This is a genomic window from uncultured Mobiluncus sp. (genome assembly GCF_947254095.1).
Taxonomy (GTDB): domain Bacteria; phylum Actinomycetota; class Actinomycetes; order Actinomycetales; family Actinomycetaceae; genus Mobiluncus.
The window spans coordinates 41736-61547 of the sequence record NZ_CAMYBV010000009.1 but is presented as its reverse complement, the minus strand read 5'-3'; the positions used below and the strand labels follow the sequence as shown (position 1 = coordinate 61547).

Annotated in this window: 15 protein-coding genes; 4 read left to right on the top strand and 11 right to left on the bottom strand. The window is 55.2% G+C overall.

The annotated features are described in order from the left end of the window. Window positions 1–5 precede the first annotated feature (5 nt). Both Q0X47_RS04665 and cimA read right to left on the bottom strand, forming a co-directional pair. Window positions 6–1673 carry a methyl-accepting chemotaxis protein gene (locus Q0X47_RS04665; protein WP_297723393.1) on the bottom strand — a complete coding sequence of 556 codons (1668 nt, stop codon included), beginning with the start codon at window positions 1671–1673 and terminating at the stop codon, window positions 6–8. Window positions 1674–1884: 211 nt separating this feature from the next. Then, the gene (gene cimA / locus Q0X47_RS04660; RefSeq protein ID WP_297723391.1) at window positions 1885–3513 is read right to left on the bottom strand and encodes a citramalate synthase; all 1629 of its coding nucleotides are present in this window, start codon (window positions 3511–3513) and stop codon (window positions 1885–1887) included. 110 nt (window positions 3514–3623) lie between these two features. Between cimA and Q0X47_RS04655 the strand changes: the two genes are divergently transcribed. Beyond that, window positions 3624–5633, top strand: a complete 2010-nt coding sequence (locus Q0X47_RS04655; RefSeq protein ID WP_297723389.1) for an acyltransferase family protein — start codon at window positions 3624–3626, stop codon at window positions 5631–5633. Between the two features lie 155 nt (window positions 5634–5788). Continuing rightward, a complete protein-coding gene (locus Q0X47_RS04650; protein WP_297723387.1) occupies window positions 5789–6145 on the top strand; it encodes a DUF4870 domain-containing protein in 357 nt (118 codons plus the stop codon). A gap of 97 nt (window positions 6146–6242) precedes the next feature. On the opposite strand, the gene Q0X47_RS04645 is transcribed toward Q0X47_RS04650, so the two are convergent. From Q0X47_RS04645 to Q0X47_RS04615, 7 genes are all read right to left on the bottom strand, one after another. Beyond that, window positions 6243–7052 (bottom strand): hypothetical protein, encoded by an 810-nt coding sequence (locus Q0X47_RS04645; protein ID WP_297723385.1) that lies wholly within the window; start codon window positions 7050–7052, stop codon window positions 6243–6245. A gap of 14 nt (window positions 7053–7066) precedes the next feature. After that, window positions 7067–8194, bottom strand: a complete 1128-nt coding sequence (locus Q0X47_RS04640) for a branched-chain amino acid aminotransferase (RefSeq protein WP_297723383.1) — start codon at window positions 8192–8194, stop codon at window positions 7067–7069. A 98-nt stretch (window positions 8195–8292) separates the two neighbouring features. Then, window positions 8293–9345 carry a 3-isopropylmalate dehydrogenase gene (locus Q0X47_RS04635; RefSeq protein ID WP_297723381.1) on the bottom strand — a complete coding sequence of 351 codons (1053 nt, stop codon included), beginning with the start codon at window positions 9343–9345 and terminating at the stop codon, window positions 8293–8295. Further along, window positions 9342–10307, bottom strand: a complete 966-nt coding sequence (locus Q0X47_RS04630) for a DMT family transporter (protein ID WP_297723441.1) — start codon at window positions 10305–10307, stop codon at window positions 9342–9344. Before Q0X47_RS04630 ends, Q0X47_RS04635 begins: the two co-directional genes overlap by 4 nt. Before the next feature lie 30 nt (window positions 10308–10337). Then, window positions 10338–11366, bottom strand: a complete 1029-nt coding sequence (gene ilvC / locus Q0X47_RS04625; RefSeq protein WP_297723379.1) for a ketol-acid reductoisomerase — start codon at window positions 11364–11366, stop codon at window positions 10338–10340. A 96-nt stretch (window positions 11367–11462) separates the two neighbouring features. Continuing rightward, window positions 11463–11966: an acetolactate synthase small subunit gene (ilvN, locus tag Q0X47_RS04620; protein ID WP_297723376.1), complete on the bottom strand. Its 504-nt coding sequence runs from the start codon at window positions 11964–11966 to the stop codon at window positions 11463–11465. 2 nt (window positions 11967–11968) lie between these two features. Beyond that, window positions 11969–13810: an acetolactate synthase large subunit gene (locus tag Q0X47_RS04615; protein WP_297723374.1), complete on the bottom strand. Its 1842-nt coding sequence runs from the start codon at window positions 13808–13810 to the stop codon at window positions 11969–11971. Window positions 13811–14086: 276 nt separating this feature from the next. Between Q0X47_RS04615 and Q0X47_RS04610 the strand changes: the two genes are divergently transcribed. Together Q0X47_RS04610 and Q0X47_RS04605 are read left to right on the top strand one after the other, a co-directional pair. Continuing rightward, window positions 14087–15565 carry a threonine/serine exporter ThrE family protein gene (locus Q0X47_RS04610; protein ID WP_297723372.1) on the top strand — a complete coding sequence of 493 codons (1479 nt, stop codon included), beginning with the start codon at window positions 14087–14089 and terminating at the stop codon, window positions 15563–15565. A 65-nt stretch (window positions 15566–15630) separates the two neighbouring features. Next, on the top strand, window positions 15631–17214 hold the full coding sequence (locus Q0X47_RS04605; protein WP_297723370.1) for an aspartate:alanine exchanger family transporter: 1584 nt from the start codon (window positions 15631–15633) through the stop codon (window positions 17212–17214). A 16-nt stretch (window positions 17215–17230) separates the two neighbouring features. Here Q0X47_RS04605 and Q0X47_RS04600 read toward each other — a convergent pair whose 3' ends face one another. Then, window positions 17231–18874, bottom strand: coding sequence for a methyl-accepting chemotaxis protein (locus tag Q0X47_RS04600; RefSeq protein WP_297723368.1), 1644 nt, complete (start codon window positions 18872–18874; stop codon window positions 17231–17233). A gap of 38 nt (window positions 18875–18912) precedes the next feature. Further along, window positions 18913–19809: a transporter substrate-binding domain-containing protein gene (locus Q0X47_RS04595; protein WP_297723366.1), complete on the bottom strand. Its 897-nt coding sequence runs from the start codon at window positions 19807–19809 to the stop codon at window positions 18913–18915. Between the last annotated feature and the right edge of the window lie 3 nt (window positions 19810–19812).

The following is a 19812-nucleotide window of genomic DNA, read 5'->3' as shown; positions in this document are numbered from 1 at the left end:
GATTCTCACTGTCCTTCCCGGTAGGTAAATTCGCTAAGTTGCTGGTTCAAATCTTGGGTCTGATTCACCACGCCTTCCGCTCTGCCAACAGAATCACGCAGGTTAGCAGCACTGTTGTTAGTCGTTTGGGCAATCTCGTTGATATTGGCAGCAATCTCGGTCGATCCGGAGGATGCTTCCGAAATAGATTTGGTCATCTCATTGGTGGTGGCAGTTTGTTCTTCCACTGCTGCCGCAATAGTGGCCTGGAAATCGTTGATTTGAGCAATGATGTCACTAATTTGGTTGATGGCCTCGACCGCTTGACCGGTATCGACCTGAATCTGTTCAATCCGTGAGGCTACGTCAGCGGTGGCTGTCGTGGTTTCCGCAGCCAAGTCCTTTACCTCACTAGCCACAACCGCAAACCCGAGGCCAGCGTCGCCGGCTCGAGCCGCCTCAATAGTAGCGTTGAGCGCCAACAGGTTGGTCTGTTCCGCCACCGCTGTAATCGTTTCAATGACCTCACCAATTTCTTGGCTGGATTCACCCAGCTTGGTCACGGTTTCGTTCGTCTGCGCCGCTACTTCGGTAGCTTCCGTAGCAACTTTCGCAGCCTCATTGGCATTCGATGAAATCTCCCGAATCGAGGCACCCATTTCCTCCGCAGCTGCTGCCACCGTTGCGATGCTCGTAGAAACCTGCTCGGCCGCAGCCGCAACGGAAGTAATCACGTTACTGGCCTGTTCAATAGTGCCGATGAGGTCATGACCGTCACCCACCATCTTTTTCGTGGTGACATGCACTTCCTCGGCTGTCGTCACGGTTTGACCAAAAATGTTACGCAACTTTTCGGCTGCCACCACGAGCTTGTCCGCCAAACGTCCGATTTCGTCATTGGTGTGTTTGGCGGGATGAATGGTCAGGTCTTTGCGGGAAAGTTGATTCAAGGCAGCGGAACTTTCCTGAGCCGATTTCACGAAGCCTCGCGACATCTTAAGGTTCAATAACAGCATGATGAGTAACGTCACCACACCGGTAACGATAATTGCCGCAATCGTCAGGGGCTGAATAAATTTTATCCTGGCGCTAGCAGCTTGGTTTTGGACGTTCAAATCCTCGCTCAGTTTCCCGATATTATCGCTGATTGAGGTCGACACGTTACGGATATTTTCCACTTCGGCTACCACCGCGCCACGCAGACCATCCAGTGAAGTTACGGATCCGCTGACCTTCGTCAATATGGAATTTAGTGATGCGGTATCTGATTTTATCGTCTCGAAAGTGGCCTGATTTTGGGCACTGAGCTGTTCTGTGGGGAAATTCGACACGTGTTGGTCGAAGGAATCGAGATTCTGGAGATATTCCCCAAAAGTTTTCAATGCGTTCGGATCACCGCGCAGAGCGGTATAGATGCCCTGCGACCAGAGGAATTCCGCGGAGCGCCATTCCTCCGCCAGTTTGGTAATTTCCTGCGAAGTCACCGAACTGGAGTCCTTTTGGGAGACGTCTGAGTTCGCAATTCCGAGTCCAATCCATTCCACTGCTAACAGCAGAATCGCTGCTATAGCTGCAGTCATATTGACCAAGAACATCTTTTTCCCTAAGGGGAATTTTTTACCATCAGTCTTCAGGCTCTCGCCAACTTGCACGGTAGCGCCGGTTTGTACTGGTGCCGCCTTTTTCTTAGACATCTAAGAACGCCGCCTTCCTTGAAAATTTTTCCGTGTCAGGTAAATCGAATTTTCCGATGACATGGAACATCATCGCTGTTCACCGCTAACATTTTAGGCTTTTTCCGGCCTTTTTGGTGCTGTCACAACATAATTCGCCAAAAATGACGTTTCCCCGACTGGAAAACTCAGTCGAGGAAACTTGTGAAAAATACGGCATGAACCTACCAAACTAGACTTTGGGACGCACCCCGAGATGCATCAACCCCCAGGTCACAGACTCAACCAGGGCTTCCCAGGACGCTTCAATCACGTCCTCGCCCACCCCGACCGTGGTCCACTGCGCCTCACCGTTCGTGGTGGTAATCAGCACGCGCACGGTCGCGTCCGTGCCAAAGGTCGTATCTAAAATCCGCACTTTGTAATCGATGAGTTCAAAATCGGTGATAGCCGGATACGTTCCGGACAGCGCCTGGCGCAGCGCATGGTCCAGCGCGTTCACCGGACCGTTGCCTTCCCCGGTGACGACTTTGCGGCCGTCACGAGTCCGCAGCTTGACGGTGGCTTCAGCCTCCGCTTCGCCGTTCTCGCTGAGGGAAGCCCGACCGGCTTGAACCAAAGTTCGCCACGTCTCCACCTCAAAATAGGTCGGCAAGTCCCCGCCTTGTGCCCGCACCAGCAGCTCAAAGGACGCGTCAGCCGCATCGAAAACGTAACCGTGGGACTCTTTTTCCTTCACCGCTTCCACCACCCGGCCGGTCAGGTAAGGCGTCCCGGACAGGTCGATGCCCATCTCTTTGGCTTTCAGCTGGACCGAAGCTCGTCCCGCCATCTCGGAAACCAGCATTCGCATATCGTTGCCGACTGTCGCGGGATCAATATGCTGATACAAGTCCGGATTCACGCGGATAGCCGAGGCGTGCAGACCCGCTTTGTGCGCAAACGAGGAATCGCCCACGTAAGGCAGGCGCTTGGAAGGCTGCAGATTCGTAATTTCCGCCACCCGGTGTGAGGTGCGGGTCAGCTCGGTCAGACCGTTTTCATTCAGAAGGGCGGGTCGGCCCATTTTGATTTCAATGTTGCCGATAAGGGTGAGGATGTCGGCGTTGCCGGTGCGCTCCCCGTAGCCGTTTACGCAGCCCTGGACCTGTACCGCCCCGGCCTCAACGGCGGCCATAGCGTTCGCCACGGCACACCCCGTGTCATTGTGGGTATGAATCCCGATTTTGACCTGCTCAAGGCCGTGTTTGTCCAGATAGTCGCGGGCTTCAGCGACTTTTACGCCGATGGTTGAGGGCAGGTTACCCCCGTTGGTGTCACACAGCACGACAGCTTCCGCCCCTGCTTGTCCGGCGGCTTCCAGCACTTTCAGCCCATATTGGGCATCGTGAGTCAAGCCGTCAAAATAATGTTCGGCATCCACGAACACCCGCCGACCAGCCTTGACCAGAAACTGCACCGTGTCGCGCACCATCGCCAAGTTTTCTTGACCGGTGGTTTTCAGAGCATCCGTGACGTGGCGCAAATCTGATTTTGCCACCAGGGTAATGACCGGCGCTCCGGAATCCAACAGTGCCAGCACCTGCGGATCTTCGCTAGCTTTGGTACCCACCTTGCGGGTGGCGCCAAAAGCGGCCAGGGTCGCATGGCGCAGTTGCAGTTTCGACAACGCCAGCGCAAAGAACTCGGTATCTTTCGGAATCGCGCCGGGCCAGCCGCCTTCGATAAAGCTAACCCCCAGATCATCAAGAGCTTGAGCAATACTCAGCTTGTCCGCGACGGACAGCGAAATGCCCTCCATCTGGGCACCGTCACGCAAAGTAGTGTCGTATATCTCTATCGGCAGGGTCGTCGTTTTCATGTCCCCATGTTACAAAAGTCCCCCGCGAGAGATTAATTGAGCCCCAAATTCGCGGCCTAATCGCTCTAGTTTAAATTGTGCGGTTGGGGAAAGGTATCATAGCAACCACTATGCCAAAGCCAATAGGTAACGAGTCGCGCTACAATCCGGGCATCGATGGTTTGAGAACCCTCGCGGTCCTCGGTGTCATTTGCTACCACCTTGGCTTCAGATGGATGCCGGGCGGTTTGGCTGGTGTCGGCGTATTCTTTACCATCTCGGGTTTCCTAATCACCGGTAACCTCATGCGTTCCTGGTATCGCCGCGGCAACCTGGGGCTAAAGACTTTTTGGCTGCGCCGTCTGCGCCGCTTAATGCCCGCAGTCATCCTAACGGTGCTGGTCATCTGGGCACTAACGCCGTTCTTTAAAGCCGAAAACTGGCCGGACTATCGTCTCGGCGGGCTCACCGCTATTTTCTACGTCAATAACTGGGCCACCATCTTCTGGGGTGATTCCTATTTTGACCAGTTCTCCCAGAGCCCCTTTGAACACATGTGGTCGCTGTCTGTTGAGGAGCAGTTCTATCTGTTCTGGCCGCTAGTGTTGCTATTACTACTGGTCATCAGCCGCGGTCGCCGCCTGCCGCTGGTAATCCTCACCTCGATACTCGCCGCGGCTTCTTTCGTGTGGCTAGCCTACGGATATTCACTCGGCATGGACGCCACCCGCCTCTACGAGGGCACCGATACTCGCGCGGGCGGCCTGCTCGTGGGTGCCATTCTCGCCATCATCATGATCAGGCCCACCGACCCGAACACGACACGCCCCCTCGTCGGCAGGGTAATCTTTCGACAGGATCGCTACCTGGCTGAAGTATTGGGATGGCTTGGTCTGGGCGCTGTGCTGGCCATTTATATCTTTATTCCTGATTCTTCACCAGCTTTATTTAACGGCTTACTGGTGGTTCTCTCGCTGGCTACCGCGGCGCTGCTCTTTGCCATCTCGAACCGCTACACGCGGATATATAAGCTTTTTGCGTTGCGTCCCCTCGCCTGGATTGGCGAGAGGTCTTACGCCTTGTATCTGTGGCATATGCCCCTCATCGCTTTCCTTTACACTCCTCTGCAGGTGGTGCCGGCTATTGTCAGGGCCCTGGTCATCATTGGGGCAACCATTGGCTTGGCCGCATTATCTTGGATCCTGGTCGAAGATCCCATTCGCCGCAATGGATTCTTTGTCCCGCTGTGGCGGTGGTTGACTCGCAAAGCCTCCCTACCTCACGCCCTGTTGTCTTTCCCCCTCGCTTTCTTCCTCATCTTTGCCCTGGTCGGAATACCAACTGAAGCTGCCACGAGCTATCACGACCAACTCGAAGCGAAAAAGGCCGCCCTAGCGAAGGCCCAAGCGGAACGGGAGCGCAAAGCGGCTCAGGCACGCGCCCTCGCGGCGAGCCACACCCGATGCCACCAAATCATCCATGTGGGAGATTCCACCTCCCTAGCAATGTTTACCGATGCAGGGGTACTCAATCCGGCAGACAATGCCACCAAGACCTACACGGCTACCGGCGCCACGAAAGTTACCAACTCAAGTTTCGGGGCTCGTGCCACCAATCAGGGCTTCCAGGAATATCCATCCGGAAACGATTCCATCCGCGAAATCCTCGCCGGTGGGATTGATAAGGACTCGTGCTTCGTGATTGCCTTGGGAACGAACGATGCCGCGAACATGAATGTCTATGGCGGCACCGACTATGACACCCATATTCGCGCCACTATGGACATTATTGGCCCGAAGTACCCGGTGCTGTGGATTACGACCGTGGTGAACCCGAACGGATCACCCAGGTGGTACACCAAAGATGTTATGGACGCTTGGAACGCAGAACTCTACCACCAGCAGAAACGCTACCCGAATATGTGGGTTTACCCGTGGGACAAGGATATGCGTCCGGAATGGTTCATCACCGGTGACGGGGTACACTGCAACACGATCGGAAACTCGGAACGTTCCCGTCGTTTCGCCCAAGCCGTGGTCAACGCCTGGCCGCTGACCTTGGAAGGGGACAAAGCTCCGCTGCTACCCAAGAAACGGCTCGCCCCGAAACAGCGTGTCGTGACGGGGATGCCTCCTCAATAGGCTCAGCTAAGTCTCACCACTAGCGGATTTTTCCTGGCGCTTAGGCCCCATCTCTGAATTATTTTTAAGGGGTCGGTGGTGGAAGGAAAGGTTCCAAATTTGGGGAATTATGTTTCCGGTTGCAGCTGTATCCAGTGGTATGAAAAAATATTCGAGTGAATGAAAATGAACGTTTGTGGGCGATGTTCGCTCATCTTTCAGTCCTCATTGCTATGGCCGTTTCCGCCGGCTGGCTGTCATTCCTGGGACCGCTCATCGTCTGGTTGGTGAAAAAGGACAGTTCCCCGGCAGTGCGCGTCGCTGCGGCTGGAGCGTTTAACTTTAACGTCGCCATGTGGATTGCTGGTATCGCCGGGTGGATTGCTTTCTTTACCATCCTGTTAATTCCGCTGGCTCTGGTTCTGTGGCTGGCAGTGTTCGCCCTGACCTTGTGGCACAGCATCCGCGGAGCCATCGCTGCCTCCAACCAGCAGGTCTACATCTACCCCTTCCAGCTGCCCATTCTGAGTTGATTGCTGATTTTGGTGTTTCCAGATAGACGTCGTTCTATCTGGAAACACTTCGTTGTCGTAGACGCAGGCGCGAAAACATTATTTGCGGCCTAGGAGGCTAGCATTTTTCAATAGTTATGGCTAGAGGATACGAGATGTTAGCTAAATGCAGAGCTTGGAAAATAATCCGCGTCAGCCTCCCGATTACTATGGGATCCCAAACGTCCACTTTGACCTGTCGTGAATCAGATTGTCTCGAACTCGGGCTAGCCTGACGTGGCGTGCTCGACGCCGCCTGATTGCACGAGGCGGTTTCGGAACAATAAAATATGTGCTTTTCCTGGTGTTGGACAAGTTCGGAAAATATATCCCAAAACGGTTCAACAGTTTGGTCGGCATATTCGATGGTTACCGTCGCTTGTTGCGGCTTGCGGAAGTTCTCTGCAATGATTTCGAGATACGATTCTCCCCTGACATCTGGAAAAATCACCCGCGGGATAACCGCACCGACGAACCGCTGCAGCCGCGACATAGCTGAACTCGTCTCTGTCGGTAATTGTCCATAGGACACGGTTTGCTTGCCGAGGGAAAACTCAAACGAACCAACCCTTATGAATACTCCATCGACGGTGGCAGACTTCACCAGCCGCACACAATGCGACATCGCCGCAAACAGCAGTGCGAACGGAGGCTTTTGCGATTCCGGGAAAGTTACGTAAACCCACGAAAGCAAGTTAGGAATGTCTCGTGACCAAGGTTCCTCCGGATGGTAATACCAAGGAGCGCACCGGTTCTCTTCGTAATCCAAGCATTCTTCACTCCAGCCAGCAAATAGCCCGACAAATTCCTGTCTCTCGGAATCGGAAAGGATATTTCCCTGGCTGGCGTCAGAATGCGAAATAAATGCGACCTCTAAGGTATCGTCCATATTAACCGTTTAGACTACAGCACCCGGTAGCACCAGCCGTGGGGATCCTCGCGGCGTCCCCACTGAATGCCGGTGATGATGTCGTGGATGTGCTTGGTCATCGGGCCGGTGGGAACCTCCAGCTCAAAGTCTTTCCCGCCGAGTTTGCCAATCGGGGTCACGACTGCGGCCGTCCCGCAAGCCAGGAACTCGGCGACTTTACCGGAGCGAATGTCGTCCAACAGCTGGTGCAGGGCGATGCGTTCCTCGCTGACGGTAATACCCTCGTCAGCCAGAACCTGAATAATCGCACCGCGGGTGCCGCCCTCTAAGATGCACCCCGTGAGCTGCGGGGTCGCCACTTTGCCGTCGCGATACACTACAAAGACGTTCATGCCGCCCAGTTCGTCGATATAGGTGTTCGTTTCGCCGTCCAGGAAGCACACCTGCGCGTAGCCCTTTTCCGCCGCAATCTCTTGGGGCTGCAAAGACGCCGCGTAGTTACCGGAAGTCTTGGCTTCACCGGTACCGCCCGGTCCGGCGCGGTGGTAATCCTCAGACACATAAATCGAAACTGGTGAAAAACCGTTGTCGAAGTAGGGCCCTGACGGCGAACCGATATTGAGGTAGGTCACCTCGTGAGCCGGATGCACCCCCAGGAAAGACTCCGAGGCATACATAAAGGGGCGCAGATACAGGGTGGCGCCATCTTTGACGGGCACCCAGCGGGCATCGGCACGCACCAAATCCACGCAAGATCCCACGAAGTCCTCTACCGGGATTTCCGGTAGCGCCATGCGGCGTGCGGACTGATTGAAACGGTTTGCGTTGAAAGCGGGACGGAACAGCCAAATCGTGTTGTCTGCCCGGCGGTACGCCTTTAATCCCTCAAAAACCTCCTGACCGTAATGCAGTACCGAGGTTCCCGGATACACCGGCAGTGGCCCATAGGGACGCAAATCCTTTTCCTGCCAGCCGCCGTCCTTGGTCCACAGGGCGTGTGCCATGTAATCGCTAAAGGATTGGCCGAAAGCGAGTTTTTCCATCACCTCACGGTAGGTGGCTTCGTCGGCCCTATGGGCATGAGGCTGGTGCGGGAATCGCCCCGCCAGTTCATTGGCGTTAGGCAGCGGCTGTTTCGCGAGTTCTTCGAGGTTACTCATGTTGTTCTTCTTTCATTGGGTTGTTGATAGGTAAGAGTGGTTCGAGGCACGTGGTGCCGAGGATTTTCGGGGTTTTCGAGGATTCGTGGTCACCAGCCCTAGAGAGCGGCGGCTATCGCGTCGCCGATTTCGCTGGTGGTGCGTACCAGGGGTGTCCCGGTCGCAGACGCGGCGGCGCGGTCGGCCATATCCGCATCGATAGCGCGTTGGATGTTCGCCGCCAACTGGGGATATTCCAGGTGGTTGAGCATCAGCACCAGACTCGCAATAGTGGCGGTCGGGTCGGCTTTGCCCTGGCCAGCGATGTCTGGGGCGGAGCCGTGGACGGGTTCAAACATGGAGGGGAAGGTTTTTTCCGGGTTGATGTTTCCCGACGCCGCCAAGCCGATACCGCCGGTGATTGCCCCGGCTTCATCGGTCAAGATGTCGCCAAACAGGTTATCAGTCACGATTACGTCAAACCGGGCCGGGTTCGTGACCAGGAAAATCGTGGCCGCATCGACGTGCAAATAATCGACTTTGACTTCTGGAAATTCCTCCCCGACTTCCTCCACGCAACGGCGCCACAGGTGCCCGGCGTTGACCAGCACATTGTGCTTGTGCACGTAAGTCAGATGCTGGCGCCGCGCCTGAGCCTGCGCAAAAGCGTAACGCACGACCCGCTCCACGCCGAGACGCGTGTTCACGGACACTTCGGTGGCAATCTCGTGCGGTGTGCCCTGACGCAACACCCCGCCGTTACCGCAGTACAGGCCTTCCGTGCCTTCGCGCACCACCACAAAATCGATGTTGCCGGGATTCGCCAGCGGGGTCGGCACGCCCGGATAGTACTTGGAAGGGCGCAGATTCACGTAGTGGTCAAAGTCAAATCGCAGTTTCAACAGTAGCCCGCGTTCCAGCACTCCAGACTGCACCGAGGGATCGCCTACCGCCCCCAGCAAGATTGCATCGTGGTAGCGTAGGGCTTGTTCCGTGGCTTCATCCAAAATGACTCCGTCGCGATGGTAACGAGCCGCCCCCAAATCGTAGAGGGTGGTTTTCAAGCCAACGCCCGCACCCTCCAGGACCTTTTTGAGGACCTTCACGGCCTCGGGAACGACCTCGTGACCGATGCCATCCCCGGGAATCAAGGCCAAATCAATGCTCGTCATAACGTAACTCCTACTTTCTTTTTATGTCTAAAATCGGCAGTTTTCCTGGTCTGGTTCTCGGGTAAAGGGACAGTTTTGCGGCTGTCGTCCGGAACTGGCTTCTCTGCATCGGGATGGACCCCGACCAGTTGCGCCGCCACAATCGCCACCATGATGAGAGTCCCGCCCACCAGGAGCCGCCACGTCAGGGCTTCCCCGCTGAACACTACCGAAAAAAGGGTGGCAAAGAGCGGTTCACAGGCCATAATCAAGGCCGCCTCGGTGGAGGACATCCGCGCTTGTGCCCAGGTCTGGACAAACAGAGCGCCCACGGCACAAACCAGAACCATATAGATGAGGCTGGCCCAGACAGCACCGTTGGACGGCAGGGTGAGTTCCCCATCCGAAAGCGCCGGAACAGCGTTCACCGCCGCGGTTCCCACCATCTGCATGGCTGCCAGCGCTCCCGCGGGACGTCCCGGCGCGATTACGCCGAGAGAGGCCACCTGGATGGCAAAGAATAGCGCTCCCAGCAGGGTTATCAACTCGCCAAGGCCAAAGGACCACCCTTGCAGGGACAGTGCTGCCAAGCCGAGAGCGGCCAGTAGCATCCACAGCCAGGTAATTGGCTTGAAACGTTCCTGGAACAGAATCAACGCCACGAAAGGCACAAAGACTATGGACATGGCGGTGATGAATCCCGAGGTAGCCGGAGAGGTCAGGTTTAATCCCCACGTTTGCGCGAGTTGACCCAAACCGTAGAGGACCCCCGCCCCGAAGCCGAGAGCCAGCGTCTTCCATCCCGCCGTGCGCAGTTCCCGAAACCACAACGCGCAAGCAATCAGAGCCGCAAGAATAAAGCGCACGGTCAGGAAGTCAGAAGCCGGAATTTCATCCAAAACATGATCCTTTATCATGAAAAAAGTTGACCCCCACGCAGCGCAAACTGAAGCCAACGCTAAAATGGGGATTAACTTTTTCATCATGATGTCCTTATCTTCTGTGCTAGGTGATTAGCGAGCGGCGTGGCCCTCCACATAATCGGTGTCGTTGTTGGTGTTCCAGGTAAACATCTTGCGCAGTTCCAGGCCGACCTTCTCGATTTGGTGGCCTTCGCCCTCGGCGCGCAGGCGCTTGAACTCGGCGGCACCGGAGTTCTGGTCGTCCATGAAGCGCTTGGCAAAGCTGCCGTTTTGAATGTCCGCTAGGACGCCCTTCATGTGTTCCTTCACGTCGGGGGTGATGACGCGCGGCCCAGAGACGTAGTCGCCGTATTCGGCGGTGTCGGAAATCGACCAGCGCATCTTGGACAGACCGCCTTCGTTGATGAGGTCCACAATCAACTTCATCTCGTGGCACACCTCGAAATAGGCGATTTCGGGCTGATATCCGGCCTCAACCAGGGTTTCAAAACCGTATTGAATCAGTTTGGACAGACCGCCGCACAGCACGTTTTGTTCGCCGAAAAGGTCGGTTTCCGTTTCTTCGGTGAAGGTCGTCTTGATGACACCAGCGCGGGTCCCACCGATGCCTTTCGCGTAGGACTTTGTCAGTTCCCAAGCGCGTCCGGATGCGTCACATTCCACCGCGATAACGTCGGGGACGCCCTGACCGGCAACGAAAGTACGGCGCACCACGTGCCCCGGACCCTTGGGAGCCACCATGCACACGTCGTGGCCGGGGCCGGGCTTGATGTATCCGAAACGGATGTTGAACCCGTGGGCAAAGAACAGAGCGGCGTTCGGCTTCAGGTTCGGCTCGATTTCGGCGGAATAGACCTTGCTCTGCACCTGGTCGGGCAACAGAATCATGACTACGTCGGCTTCTTTCACGGCATCTGCCACGGTTTTCACCGTCAAGCCCTGTTCCTCGGCTTTCGCCCGGGAGGAAGAGCTTTCGCGCAAGCCCACGACCACGTCGACCCCAGAATCGCGCAGGTTTAGTGCATGGGCATGCCCCTGCGAGCCGTAACCAATTACGGCCACCTTCTGAGACTGAATGAGCGACAGGTCAGCGTCGTCTTCGTAATAAACTTCCGCCATGATTTTTCTCCTTAATTAATTGTAGAGGTGTTTCGTTGAAAAAGATATAGGGTGTTTTTCCGTGCAAAGAGTAGGCAAAATCCGGTTAATTTGCCCCTAAATTTGATCGGTGATGGACTTCGAGCCGCGGCCAATCGCGACGTTGCCCGATTGGACGATTTCCCGAACTCCGTACGGCTCCAACTCGCGCAACAAAGCCGCGTGTTTCGCTGGGGAACCAATGGATTCGATGACCAGGGTGCCTCGCGACACGTCCACGACATGCGCGCGGAACAGGTCCACAATCTGGAGTACCGCGGTTCGATTCGTGTCGTCAGCCGAAACTTTGATGAGCATGAGTTCTCTCTCGACGGCTCGTTCGGGATCTAACTCCACGATTTTCAGCACGTTCACCAGCTTGTTCAGCTGTTTCGTGACCTGTTCCAGGGACACTTCAGAAACATCGACCACGATGGTGATGCGCGAAATCTCCGGTTTCTCAGTTTCTCCCACCGCGAGGGATTGAATGTTAAAGGCACGGCGGGCAAACAGCGCCGCCACGCGGGTCAAAACGCCAGGCTTGTTTTCGACAAGCACCGACAGGGTATGCGTCATATTCATTTTTAGTCCTCCCAGGTCACAGTCTTGTCAGGGGCGTAAATGACTTTGTCGTTGGTCTGCCCGGCGGGAACCATCGGGAACACCATGGCATCGGGGCTGACCAGCACCTCGACCACGACCGGACGGTCGTCAATCTGGTGAGCTTTCTCTAGGGCTTTTCGCAAGTCTTTCGGGTCGGTTACCCGGATTCCCTCAGCTCCGTAGGCTTTCGCCAAGAACATGAAATCGGGGATCCCCACCCGGTTAGCCTCGTCGAGGTTACGAGCTCCGTCATGCAGGTCGGTCTGAGAATAGCGTTCGTTATAGAACAAGGTCTGCCATTGGCGCACCATCCCCAGCGAGGAGTTGTTGATGAGCAGCACCTTTATCGGGATATGCATTTGGGTGCAGGTGGCCAGTTCCTGGTTCGTCATCTGGAACGAGCCGTCTCCGTCAATGAGCCAGACTTCCCGATCTGGATTGGCGACTTTTGCACCCATCGCGGCAGGGACGCCGAATCCCATTGTTCCCAAGCCGCACGACGAAATGTAGGTGCGCGGGTAACGGTAGGTCATGAACTGGGACGCCCACATCTGATGCTGACCGACCCCGGTGACCACAATCGCGTCGTCGTCGCTGACCTCGTCCAGCACCTTGATAGCCTTTTGCGGGCTGACCAGTCCGTCCAACGTATCGTCGAAGTACGCGGGGTACTTATCTTTCAGTTTGGTCAAGGACTTCATCCACGGGGTCAAGTCCGGCCGGCCATACTGTTTGTAGGCTTGGGGCAGTGCCCGCAGCAGCGCCGCGACGACTTCTTTCAAATCCCCCACAATAGGGACATCGGCTTGACGAATCTTTGAGATTTCGGCCGCATCGATATCAACATGGATAACCTTGGCGTGAGGAGCAAAGGATTTCACGTCCCCGGTGACCCGGTCATCGAAACGCGTACCGAGCGCAATCAGCAGGTCCGCCTGCTGCATCGACAGCACTGCAGACACGCAACCGTGCATCCCCGGCATTCCCATGTGCTGCGGTGAATCATCGGGGAAGGCTCCGCGCGCAGTCAGGGTGGTGACTACGGGAGCCCCAGTGGCATCAGCTAATTCTTTCAGCTCCGAGGTCGCGTCGGCGGCAATTATCCCGCCGCCGATATATAGCACCGGTCGACGCGCCCCCGCGATTTCGGTGGCTGCCGCCGCGACCTGCTGTTTGGAAGGCTTGCCAGGCAGTTTGTATCCGGGTAGCTCCACCGGCGGAGGCCAGGTAAAGGCCATTTTTTTGTTCTGGGCTGTTTTCGTGATGTCCACCAAAACTGGTCCGGGTCGCCCGGAGGAAGCGATGAAGAAGGCCTCCGCTAGGCGGGAGGGAATGTCCTGGGGGCGCGTCACCAGGAAACTGTGTTTCGTCAGGGGCATGGACGCGCCCACGATGTCGGATTCCTGGAAGGCATCGGTGCCGATTGATTCCGCTCCGACCTGGCCGGTTATCGCAACCATCGGGACCGAATCCATCATGGCGTCAGCCAGACCGGTCAGAAGGTTCGTGGCGGCCGGTCCGGAAGTCACCAGCGCTACCCCGGTTTTCCCGGTGGATTTCGCGTAGCCCTCGGCAGCGTGAGCGGCGCCCTGCTCGTGGCGGGTCAGCACGAAGTTCAGTTTCTGGGAGTCATACAGCGGATCGAAAGTGGAGAGAATCGCCCCACCGGGAATCCCGAAAATATCGGTTACGCCCAGTTCCTCCAGAGTACGAATGACAGCTTTCGCACCAGTCATGACTTCGCCGCGCGCTGCGGGATCAATTTCATTGGGGGTCTCCTCGGGGCCATAGGCTCCCATGGATTTTGTTTCTGGTTCGCTCATGCACTCAACTGTAACTCTGGGTCAAATGAGAGCGAAACTCGCAAGGGTAAAATCTCACTATGTGGATTTTCGACTGAATATTGAGATGAAGGAAGTCGAGGAAAATCCCGGTTCCAACCCAAAAATATAGCTTCTCTGCGGTTCTAAAACTGGGGAAAACCAAATTATTTTCTCCGGCCGTGCCCTTAGTCCTGATTAATGGCGTCCACCAGATGGTTAAATCTTTTTGTGTCATTGATTCTAAATTTTCCCCGACGTGTGAGAGAGCGGACCGCAATGTTTCTGTCAAAGCACTTGGAACGACTGCGTGGCGAGCGTGACCACGCTTTTACACCCAAGCCAAAATCGACCGACACCCCTATTGAGGTCAGTACTCAAAGTGTGGTGGAGTACGAAAAGATTCGTATCCAGCTCACGGAAGTGTCCCGCACAATCATGCGCTTAGGTCACATGCTGCAGTCCTGTGGGGCTTCTGCCTACCGGATTAAGATTTCCATGGCCCGCTTGGCTACCGCGTTGGGCGCCGATGAGCACCATGTTCAAGTCACCTTTGGCGAAATCAGTTCCACCGTCTATCTGCGCCCCTTTTCCCGGACCGAAATCTCAGAGCAGAGGGACTTTGGAACCAACGCTGCGAAACTCGATCGGCTGCGGCTATTTATTCAAAACATCAAACCGGACACCCCCGTCAGCGAAGCAAACCGTCTCATGGATCGCATTGAGTCCTACAAACCTGAATTTAATAAGATTGCTAATACTTTGGCAGCAGGATTTGCCTGCGCCTGCTTCTGTTTCCTGAACCGTGGCGGTCTCATCGAGTGCGTATTGGCAGGTTTAGCGGCAGGATTCGGGCAAAGCGTGCGCCGGATGATGATGTCAAAGAAAACGAACCATTTTGCGGTCTGGATGACCGCTGGTTTTGCCGCCTCAGTGGTCTATATTTGCTGCGCCGAACTTCTGGAAACGTGCTTGAGGCGAGTCTATTCATCCGCGACCCTAGCAACCATACCGCCTTGGATTACAGCTGATCCTCTCGGATTCCGGGTGGGAGTGGTGTCTGCGGTCCTATTTTTAGTTCCGGGTTTCCCGCTCATTACCTCAATGCTCGATTTGGTGCGCATGGACCTTTCCGCCGGGATACCCCGCCTGATATACACCTTGATGCTGATAATTTCTGCCGGCGTGAGCGTGTGGATCATGTCCCTCACCTTCCATTGGGCAGTTGATCCCGCGGTGAACCCGCCTCTGGAGGGAAACTGGCTCTACCTGACCCGCACGGTCTGTTCATTTGTGGCTTCTGCCGGGTTCGCCATGCTGTTTAACTCGAACCGGCGCTTGTGCGTTTATGCCGGTCTGATATGCGCCCTGGTCAATCCGCTGCGGTTTTTCGTCGTGGAATCAGGGCTAAATTGGCAGTTTTCCGTAGGACTGGAGGCGCTGGCAATCGGTCTGCTGGCAGACTTTATTTCCCGCCTGTCAAACTTTAACTACTCACGAGTCTCGCTGTCCGTGCCGGCAGCGGTACTGATGGTTCCGGGGGTTCCCCTCTATTCAGCTTTGGTACACCTCAACGAAGGAAATTCCGTGGGGGCGATGGCCTCCCTCACCGAAGTGTCCGTGGTCATTTTGGCAATTGGTATCGGGCTTTCCACAGCTCGGATGCTCACTGATCGAAACTGGCTGCAAGACAAGGAAATTGTTGATACCCATCCCGTCCTCCACGCCGACACTGACGATTCTTTCAGTATGCGTTGATAGACTGACTTTGTTGGTTTTCCCGACCACGAGGTTGATTTATCACGACGTCTCTGGAGGGCATTTTGTTCGAATTTTTCGCAGCTCACCCAATTGTCCTTTTAGCTGCTTTATTGGGTATAGGCATGGCGTTTGGACATATCAAAGTCAAAGGTGTTTCCTTGGGCGCCGCAGCGGTACTGTTCCTCGCGATTGCCGTCTCGGCGTGGGCCAGTGCCTCGGGCATAAAGCTCATGATTCCCAAAGAAATCGCGGTATTAGGGCTCTCGCTGTTTGCGTTTTGTATTGGTTCAAACTCCGGTTCGAACTTTTTTGCGACCCTCCAGACCGCCTGGAAATCCATCCTCCTGCTGGTCGGAGTCTATGTGGGAGTCAGCGCTGTCGCGGTGGGTATCGGTACCCTACTGGGAATGCCTGTCAGCCAAATTGTGGGTACTCTCTCGGGGGCACTGACTAACACTCCGATGCTCGAAGCAGGAGGGGAAACTTCTGGAGACATCGCCACCGCCACGGTCGGTTATTCTATTGCTTACCTGTACGGCGTCCTGGGAATGATCTTTTTTGCCTCGCTGGCACTGAAAAAAGGCAAAAATGACCGCGATGCGCCTAGCCCTGTCGTGTCCAAAACAATCCGGGTGGAAATCGACACCCAACCTCGCTTGGGAGAAATCTTCGAGCGTTTCAACGAAAAATTGGCTTTTTCGCGTCTGCGCCGGGGCGAACAGGGACCCATCACCCGTCCCAACATGTCGGATACGCTCAACCCCGGTGACCTGATTACCATTGTGGGTGAAGCCTCAGCGGTCCACACCATCATTGAAGAATTGGGGCATTCGTCCTCCCATTCGCTACAGACCGACCGCACCTACCTGGACTATCGACGCATTACCCTCTCCGATGCTACCAAAGCCGGCAAGACTATCGCAGAGCTAAACATGGGCGACCGTTTCGGTGCCACTGTCTCCCGCGTCCGTCGCGGCGATGTGGATATGGTGGCTTACCCGGATTTGACCTTGCAGTTAGGCGACCGGTTGCGCGTGGTAGCACCAAAATCTAATATCGCTACCATCACCAAATACTTGGGTGATTCCACCCGCGGACTCACTTCCCTTAACCCGGTGGCCCTGGGAATTGGGATGACCCTAGGGTTCCTCATCGGCGAAATTCCCATCCCCAATCCCGGAGGCGGATATTTCAGTGTCGGGTATGCCGCTGGAACCATCATCATGGGGCTGATTATGGGACGCATCGGACGTATTGGTCCATTCGTCACGACCCTGCCCTACACAACCAGTCAAGTCTTGGGTGAAATCGGACTACTGTTGTTCCTGGCGCAAGCAGGGGTAAACGCCGGCGGATCCATCCAAACTGCCTTTACCGGCGGAGACTGGTGGAGGATTTTGCTGCTGGGCTTCATCGTCACCAACATCTTTGGTCTGGCACTATTTATCCTCATGCGTCTTATTGGCAAGATGGGAGGAACCAAGCTAGCGGGATTCATGGGCGGAGCCCAAACCCAGCCGGCGGTACTGGGATTTGCCAATGACCAAACCAACACTGACCCTCGGGTATCTTTGGGCTACGCTATGGCTTACCCCGTGGCGATGATTACCAAGATTTTGTGCGGAACCTTTGTCGGGATGATCTAAATAGCTGTAGCCCGCCCTAGTGGTAGCGGGAGACGAGTTTGCTTAGTTGGCTGGAGGAATCAGCAACCGCCTGACCGGCCTCCAAAGTCGTACGCGCACCGTCCGCAGATTTCTCAGCCGTAGCCGAAACCGTCTCAATCGAACCCACAATATCCTGAGTCGTCTGCGCAGCCCCACGAACCACCCCAAACATCTCATTCGTCGTCGCCGTCTGCTCCTCAACCGCCGAAGCAATCGTCTGCTGAGAATCATTAATCCGCGCAATAATCTCACTAATCTGAGTAATAGCCTCAGCCGCCTTGGTGGAGTCTTCCTGAATAGAACTCACCCGCTCAGAAATATCCGCCGTAGCCGCAGCCGTCTGCGCAGCCAAATCCTTAACCTCACCAGCAACCACCGCAAAACCCTTACCAGCGTCCCCCGCCCGAGCCGCCTCAATCGTCGCATTGAGCGCCAAAAGATTCGTCTGCTCTGCAATCGAAGTAATCGAATTAGTAATCTCCCCAATAGACTGCGAAGACTCACCCAACGTATCAATAACCTTCGTCGCCGAACCCACAGACTCAACCGCCTCCTCAGAAATCTGCGAAGCCGACGTAGCCGACTCAGAAATCTGACGAATCGCAGCCTGCATCTCCTCCATAGCCGCACTCAAAGTATCCATATTCGTAGCCAACAACTGCGCCTGCTCAGCAGCCCCCGCCGCACGAGTACGAGTATCCTGAGCAGTCTGATCCAACTGAGCCGCCGTATCCGCCAAATTACCAGCATGTTCCTGCAACCCCTGAGAAGTACCACTGACTTCCCCAATCAGCTCATTAACCTGATCATTCTGCCCATTAAAAGCCTTAGCCAAATCCCGAATCTCCGGCACCCCGGTATCATCACGCAACCGAAAGCCCAAATCATACTGATCATGATTCTGCAAAGCCACAGTATGCCGAGAGAGGGGCAGGCGTACGGTACGCAGCGCTGCAATCAGGAACAGCAGCACCGCTACCGCCAAAACGATAAATATCCCAATCAAAATATAGATGGTGACCTTTTGCAAGGAGGCGGCTCGACCCATTTGCGTATCGGCCGCATTGGCAGCCCCGGTTTCCAGCTGATTCAACATATTCAAAGGAGACATCACGGACTTGTACGAGTTGGAGTAGGTTTCTCCAAACACCAGGTCTGAGGCTGTTTGCAGCTGTGCCTCCGCATCCATAGCCAATTCCTCAGGCGAGAATTGGAAGTTTTCCAAATCGTTGGGCAGAGCGCTAAAGTCAGCTCCGCGACTCAAAGCAGCCAAAGCCATAGCGTGAGTCTCAGTTTCTTGAGTGATTTTTCCTGCTTCCGAAGACTGCTGCACCAGCTTGCTTTCATCTTCCGTACCACCGTTGTCGGCGATGAGGCTAGCCCCGTACTCTACGTCGCGATTCACATAGACCTGATTGAAGTAATCCATCATGGCTTCTTCCAGGCCGGAAATTACAAAGACTCGCGCATTATCCGCCATATTCGTCCGGGCATTCTCTATGTAGGCAATCCCGTTATTACGCCGGTTAGATTCGTCTTGGGCCCGATTGACCTGACCTGTCGCGATGATAGTGCCAATTTGAGCGGCTACGCCCAAAATAGTCAGCGCCAGCACAACACTCATAGTGAATTTAATCATTGATGAAAAACGCATTTTCATTTCCTCCCTGAAGAAAATTAAGCAATCGGCGGATTTAAGGTTGCGTAGTTGAGCGCGATGAATTCCTCGCCCCAGGGCGCAAGTACATCTTTCAGCATTCCCGTATCCATCATCTTTTGGAGACCGGCTTGAATGGCTTTGGCCAGCTCAGGATTGTCTTTCGCAGTGACCGGGCCCTGCGGCGTCACCTGGAAAGCCTCACCGATAGTGGCGAACTTCGGATTCCTCGACTCGGCGTAAGCCATAATCGGGCTCTCCCCGATGACGGCATCCAAGGTTCCTTCCGCAACCTGTTGCACCAACTTATCTTGGTCGGCATCAGAGACAATCTGTATCGCCGGTTTTCCAGCTTTCACACAAGAATCGCTGGCCGCCTGCAAAATTTCGGCCTGCGTGGTGTCTGCCTGGGTGGCGACTTTCAATCCGCAAGAGTTGGCGGGATCGAAATTATTGGGGTTGCCCGCCTGGGTGCCATAGATGTAACCCGCCTTAATGTAGGCAACCATATTGGTCTGGTCCATCCGGGTCTTGTTGAGAGTCATGGATGCCATGACGATGTCATAGGTGCCATCGTTAACCTTGGGAATAATTGCGTCAAATTCTTCATCGGCAATTTTCAGTTCCGACACGCCCATCAGCTTCGACAAGGCTTTTAAGACATCGACTTCGTAGCCGACCGGCTGATTGTTGTCATCGAAGAACTCGGCGGGAGAATAGGGAATATCCATCGCGACCCGCAGGGTATCCCGGTTCGCCTGCGGTACCATCGCCACGATTTCAGCATCCGGTTTGATGGAATCGAAGTTATAGGATTTCACCCCTGCTGAACTGGTCGAGCCGGAACAAGAAGTAAGCGTTGCTCCCAACAAAGCTGCACCCGCTGCTGCCGAGATCATCTTCACTATGAGTTTCATTGC